Below are 5,853 nucleotides of genomic sequence, written 5' to 3'. Positions count from 1 at the left end.
TCCTTGTTCAGTTTTGCTTTGATGAAATAAACCGCCGCGCCCGTAACAATCGCAATTAAACCGCCGTCAACCATCTTTATTCCGGTAGAAATTAAAATCCCAAACCACATTAAAATTGCCAGATAAACCGGCCACGGGAAGAAAGGCATTTTGTAAGGAAAGTCTTTCGCACTTCTTACTTTTTTAAGCAGAATCAAGCCGACAGCCTGCGCGATAAACTGGATTAAAATGCGCATGGCCAGTATCGCGCTGATGACGTCGCTCAGCTTAAACAGCAAACTGAAAACAAAGGCAACCCCGCCCAAAAACAATAAAGAAACGTAAGGGAACTTTCCGGTGGGATGCAATTTGGCAAACACTTTAAAAAACGCACCATCGGCAGCGGCGGCATATGGAATGCGACTGTAACCCAAAGTCGCCGAAAAAACGGATGCAAAAGCAACAACTAAAACCAAACACGTTACAATTTTGGCGGCAGTTGGTCCGGCCAGTTGCTGCATAAAAACGCTGATCACAAACTGACTGTCTTTAGCGATGTGCCAGGGAATTACGCTGACCACGCTGATGTTCATCATCAAATATAAAACCGCAATCCCGGCAATGGAAAGAAACATGCTGCGCGGGATATTTTTGGAAGGATCAATGATTTCGCCGCCCAAATGGCAAACGTTGTAATAACCCAAATAGCTATACACGCTTTTTACACTGGCAAAACCGATAGCCGTAACAAAAGCATAATTTAAGGTGATACCGTCATTTACTTCACGAATGGGCTGCAAAAAGTTGCCATGCGCCAATCCGCCTCCAATAATCCAAAACAACGTTAAGATAACTGCGCCCCAAAGCAACACGCTGATTTTGCCAATGTCTTCAATTTTTTGATACAACAAAGCGACAATACAAATAACAATTCCGCCGCTCATCATTTTAGATTCTATCGGTGTTAGTGGCAACAAGTACGAAAAATAAGCTGCAAAACCGATGGCTGCCGAAGCAATAACCAGCGGTGCCTGAATCATGGTTTGCCACACAAACAAAAAACTCATCAATCGGCCCAAACTATTTTTGCCGTAGGTTTCTTTCAGAAAATTGTAGGAACCGCCGGCCATCGGGAAAGCGGCGCCCAGTTCGCTCCAAACCATCGCATCAACCATGGATAATACAGCCCCGGCAAGCCAGGCATACAAAAAGTACGGGCCGTTCATCATGCCGATAACCATGGGCAAAGTGATAAACGGGCCAATGCCAACCATATCCGTCATGTTGATTGCAGTAGCTTGTACCAACCCGAGCCGCCTTTCCTGCTTTATTTCAGACATAGATGTTGGTTTTTCATTTGATTATGGCTTTAGGTTTTTATCTTATTAAGGTTGATCAACGGTTGGACAAATTAGGTATTAATTCTGTAATCACTGATTGGTTAGTCCAAATCAATTCATTTTTGCGGATGTTACATTTTGATATTGATTAACTTCGAAAACAAATCAACCTAAAACCAATGAAAACAGAAAAAGAAAAAATGCTGGCCGGAGAATATTATTTGGCCAACGATGAATTATTGGTTGAGGAGCGGACGCGGTGCAAGCAGTTGCTCAAAAAGTTGAATGTGGAAGAGTTTGTGGTAACCGATAAGGCAAAAGCAATTTTGGCGCAATTGATCCCAAACGCGGGCAGCAGCTTGTACATCGAACCGCCTTTTCATTGCGATTATGGTTATAATTTAATTTGCGGCGAAAACGTTTATTTCAATGTGAATTGTGTGGTTTTAGATGTGATGCCGGTAACTTTGGGCAACAATGTTTTTTGCGCGCCGGGCGTACAAATTTACACGGCAACGCATCCGTTGGAAGCGGTTTTAAGGCGAACGAAAGAAAATGCAAAACCGGTAACTATTGGTGATGACTGCTGGATTGGCGGTGGTGCGATCATTTGCCCGGGTGTTAACATTGGCAACCGATGTGTGATTGGTGCGGGAGCCGTGGTTACCAAAGATATTCCGGATGATTCATTGGCAGTTGGCAATCCGGCAAAAGTCATCCGCAAAATAAATTCTTAACGATTTATTTCAGATGAACCTGCGCCTGCTCGATCTGCTGCTTACTTTGTTCCACCTGCTGGTTATCGGTTTCAATCTTTTCGGTTGGATTTGGAGACCTACGAGAAAACTACACCTCATCTGCATTTTGGTTACGGCATTGTGTTGGTTTGGATTAGGCATTTGGTATGGCATCGGTTATTGCCCTATGACCGATTATCAGTGGCACATCAAAGAACTGCGTGGCGAGCAAAACCTGCCTAATTCTTTTATTAAATATATGGTTGATGCCATTTTCGGCAGTAATATCAATGCAACTTTGATTGATGTTTTAACCGGCCTTGGCTTTTTTCTGGCTGCTTTGCTTTCGGTTTATGTTAATTTTTTCAGGAAAATTGATGCTTCTTTTAGCACTAAATAATTGGTATCAAAGCTAAAATCAACAACACTAATTTTTGCATGATAAAAACAGCATGGCTTAAAACAGCTTGTTAAAACACTGCAAAACAATTAATTTTAAAAATAGTGGGCACGAAGTGCCGGATATTCCACTCCTTTTATATTATTTACTTATTACCCAATTTTCTACAAAACCAACTGCTACATTTGCTTCCGGTTACTTAAGTTTAATTTCCTCTTGTTGAGGCCGGTTAAAATTTGAAGTACATTTTGTTAAACAAAAAAAGCATGAGCTTGAAAAAAAACTGCCACCTGATTTTACTTTTTACCCTGACTTGCTTTTCTGCTTTTGCCCGGCCAGATACCACCAAAAGCATTCGCGATACTTCTTTTACCGGCATAAAATCATCGCCCAAAACCATTGCCAGCGGTTTTAAACCCTTCATCATTCCTACCGTTTTGATTGGTTATGGTGCGCTTGCTTTGGAAGTTACGCCGCTCAAAAACTTAAACCATTCTATCCAACACAGTATCGTAACCAATAACCCTAATTTTTCTACGCATGTAGATGATTATTTGTGGATTGTGCCGACAGCAGCTTTGTACGGCTTGAACGCGGTTGGCATTGAGGGAAAACACAACTTTCGCGACCGGACGGTGATTGTTTTGATTGCAAACGGGATTATGGAAGTTGGAAGCCAGATCACCAAAAAATCTGTTCGCGAACTGCGGCCGGATGGCGGCGATTACGAATCTTTTCCTTCCGGCCACACGGCTTCTGCTTTTACCGCTGCCGAATATTTGTACCAGGAATACAAAGACGTTTCGCCCTGGATTGGTTATGGCGGTTATGCCGTGGCTGCTTCGGTTGGCGTTTTGCGACTGTACAACAACCATCATTATTTTGGCGATGTTGTGGCCGGTGCCGGTTTGGGTATTTTATCTACAAAAATTGCATACACGGTTTATCCTTTTGTAGCGCGGCACCTCTTTAAAAATTACAACTTTAAAACGGTAGCCATTCCTGCTTATATCCAGGGAAACCCGGGTTTTAGTTTGGTCCATCATTTTAATTGATCTTTTAAAAATGTGTTTTAAGCTGATCAAAACCTTATTAATTATTACTGTTTTTATCGGTTGTTTTTCGGTGTCGGCACAAAACAATACGTTGCAATTTTACCAGGAACAAGCCTTTAAAAGTTCGCCGCTTTTAAAAGATTATAACAACCAAATTTTACAAGCCAGAATTGACAGCGCACGCGTTCGTGCAGTTTACAAACCACAAGTTACGGGCAGCAGTTCGGCTTTTATTGCACCGGTTATCCATGGTTTTGGTTATGACGGATCAATCACCAATATCCAAACTTTGGATGGTTTGGTGAATGTAAACCAATCTTTGGATAGCAAACGTTACATCCAAGCGCAGCTTAAAAGCATTGGTTTACAGGCCGATTCAATCCAAAACACATCCAAGATTTCAGAACAAGATTTAAAAAAGTCGGTCATTGGTCAATACATTACGGCGTACGGAAGTTTGCAACAATTGGAGTTTAACCAACAAGTGAATGTACTACTGGTGAAAGAAGAAAAGATTTTGAAAACGCTGACCCGCAGCAACGTTTACCGGCAAAGTGATTACCTTACTTTTTTGGTTACCTTGCAACAACAAAACCTGCAATTGTCGCAGTCGCGTATCCAATTTCAAAATGATTTTGCCACTTTAAATTATTTAGTTGGATTGCAAGATACCACAACTGTAAAACTCCAAGATCCAAACATCCAAGTTAATTATCAGCCTGATCTTGGAAACAGTATTTTTTTTAAACAATATGGTTTGGATAGTTTGAAGATTTTGAACAACCGTAAATTGTTGGATTTTACTTACCGTCCGCGTGCCGGGGTTTTTGCAAACGGCGGTTACAATACTGGTTTTATCGCCCCAATTTTGAATAACTTTGGTACGGGTTTTGGCTTTAGTTTAACCGTGCCGATTTACGATGGCGGCCAGCGAAAACTACAATATAGAAAGTTAGGTTTGGAAGAAGAGACGCGCCAAAACTACCGTGCTTTTTTTGGCAAACAATACAGCCAGCAAATTGCGCAATTGCAGCAGCAAATCAGCGGGAACGAAGGTTTGATCACGCAGATTTCAGAGCAGTTAAAATACGCGCAACGTTTGGTTACGGTGGATTTTGAACTGATGCAAACCGGCGACCTGCGCGTTGCCGATTTGGTGCTGGCCATCAACAATTATCTCAGTGCTAAATATTTGCTCACCCAAACCAACATCAGTAGGTTACAGTTAATCAACCAATTAAACTACTGGAACCGGTAAAATATCATGAAACAAAACGTCTTTCTCCGCATAAAAACCTTTTTGCTGTATGCTTCTTTTATCGGTATAATTTTGGTGTCGCTGTTTTCCTGCAAAAGCAAACCCGCCGAACCGGCCGAAGAAGATGTGCCGGCCGCCGACGCGCAAACTCCGGTTACGGTAACCACGATTGGGCAAGATGCGCTGACGGACTATACCGATTTAAATGCGCGTTCGGTTTACCTGTTAAAAAGTTTTGTCAAGGCCAACATCAACGGTTATTTGCGGCAGGTAAACGTGCAGCCGGGCAAATACGTAAGTCGCGGGCAACTGCTGTTTTCTTTGCAAACAAAAGAAGCACGCAGCATCGGCAACAGTATTAATGTCTTGGATTCTACCTTTCATTTTTCGGGTTTGGGCCGGATAAAGGCCACGCAATCCGGTTTTATTTCTGAGCTGAACCACCAGCAGGGCGATTACGTGCAGGACGGCGAGCAATTGGCTGTCATCACCGATAAAAGCAGTTTTGTGTTTTTGATGCAATTGCCTTACGAAATGCGTGCCGAGGTGAAAGAACACCAGCCCGTGGATTTGACTTTGCCCGATGGCGAAAAACTGCGGGGTGAAGTTACGTTATCCATGCCGACGGTGGACACGCTTTCGCAAACGCAAGGCATTGTGGTGCGGGTAAAAGCGGCCAACAACATCCCGGAAAATTTGATTGCAAAAGCACGGATTGTTAAATCTTCCAGCCAACATGCGCAATCGCTGCCAAAATCTGCCATCCTTTCCAACGAAACCCAGACTGAGTTTTACGTGATGAAGCTGATTAACCCAACCACAGCCGTAAAAATACCCGTTAAAAAAGGCATTGAAACCAATGACCGCATCGAGATACTTTCGCCCAGGTTTGCTGCCGAAGATAAAATTGTAGTTACCGGAAATTACAGTTTGCCCGACACGGCAAAAGTTAAAATCGTACAGCCATGAGCAAGCCAGGCAAAGATATTTTTATCTCTTACAAAAAGCCAATCAGCTTAGTTTTGGCGCTGATTTTAATGGGCGGTTTGTTTGCGTATTCCAGGATGCAAACTTCGCTTTTCCC

The 5,853-nt window shown here is 42.7% G+C and carries 7 protein-coding genes (1 of these 7 only partly in view); 6 read left to right on the top strand and 1 reads right to left on the bottom strand.

The window, feature by feature from the left end; all coding sequences use genetic code 11:
* Window positions 1-1,319 (bottom strand): amino acid permease (locus Q0192_RS03790; RefSeq protein ID WP_299286301.1); only part of this gene is annotated, 1,319 nt, incomplete at its 3' end.
* 179 nt (window positions 1,320-1,498) lie between these two features.
* Here Q0192_RS03790 and Q0192_RS03785 point away from each other — a divergent pair.
* The 6 genes from Q0192_RS03785 to Q0192_RS03760 form a co-directional block, all read left to right on the top strand.
* On the top strand, window positions 1,499-2,056 hold the full coding sequence (locus Q0192_RS03785) for a sugar O-acetyltransferase (protein WP_299286298.1): 558 nt from the start codon (window positions 1,499-1,501) through the stop codon (window positions 2,054-2,056).
* A 13-nt stretch (window positions 2,057-2,069) separates the two neighbouring features.
* Window positions 2,070-2,456 carry a DUF2784 domain-containing protein gene (locus tag Q0192_RS03780; protein ID WP_299286295.1) on the top strand — a complete coding sequence of 129 codons (387 nt, stop codon included), beginning with the start codon at window positions 2,070-2,072 and terminating at the stop codon, window positions 2,454-2,456.
* Window positions 2,457-2,722: 266 nt separating this feature from the next.
* Complete coding sequence (locus Q0192_RS03775; protein WP_299286292.1) at window positions 2,723-3,511, top strand: phosphatase PAP2 family protein; 789 nt, start codon at window positions 2,723-2,725, stop codon at window positions 3,509-3,511.
* Between the two features lie 10 nt (window positions 3,512-3,521).
* A complete protein-coding gene (locus Q0192_RS03770) occupies window positions 3,522-4,769 on the top strand; it encodes a TolC family protein (protein WP_299286289.1) in 1,248 nt (415 codons plus the stop codon).
* A 6-nt stretch (window positions 4,770-4,775) separates the two neighbouring features.
* On the top strand, window positions 4,776-5,738 hold the full coding sequence (locus tag Q0192_RS03765) for an HlyD family efflux transporter periplasmic adaptor subunit (RefSeq protein ID WP_299286286.1): 963 nt from the start codon (window positions 4,776-4,778) through the stop codon (window positions 5,736-5,738).
* Window positions 5,735-5,853 carry the 5' portion of an efflux RND transporter permease subunit gene (locus Q0192_RS03760; RefSeq protein ID WP_299286283.1) on the top strand. It continues 2,968 nt past the right edge of the window, so 119 of the gene's 3,087 nt are visible here — the first part of the coding sequence; the start codon lies at window positions 5,735-5,737; the stop codon falls past the right edge of the window. The genes Q0192_RS03765 and Q0192_RS03760 overlap by 4 nt, the downstream gene beginning before the upstream one ends.

The sequence above is a fragment of the uncultured Mucilaginibacter sp. genome (assembly GCF_937859865.1).
In the GTDB taxonomy this organism is placed as follows: Bacteria; Bacteroidota; Bacteroidia; order Sphingobacteriales; family Sphingobacteriaceae; genus Mucilaginibacter_A.
This window is presented reverse-complemented; position numbering and strand designations above follow the sequence as displayed.

What these genes read in the sequence shown, in the direction of transcription:
- Q0192_RS03765 (WP_299286286.1), top strand. Translation starts at nt 4,776, where the DNA reads ATGAAACAAAACGTCTTTCTCCGCATAAAAACCTTTTTGCTGTATGCT.
- Q0192_RS03775 (WP_299286292.1), top strand. Translation starts at nt 2,723, where the DNA reads ATGAGCTTGAAAAAAAACTGCCACCTGATTTTACTTTTTACCCTGACT.
- Q0192_RS03785 (WP_299286298.1), top strand. Translation starts at nt 1,499, where the DNA reads ATGAAAACAGAAAAAGAAAAAATGCTGGCCGGAGAATATTATTTGGCC.
- Q0192_RS03780 (WP_299286295.1), top strand. Translation starts at nt 2,070, where the DNA reads ATGAACCTGCGCCTGCTCGATCTGCTGCTTACTTTGTTCCACCTGCTG.
- Q0192_RS03770 (WP_299286289.1), top strand. Translation starts at nt 3,522, where the DNA reads ATGTGTTTTAAGCTGATCAAAACCTTATTAATTATTACTGTTTTTATC.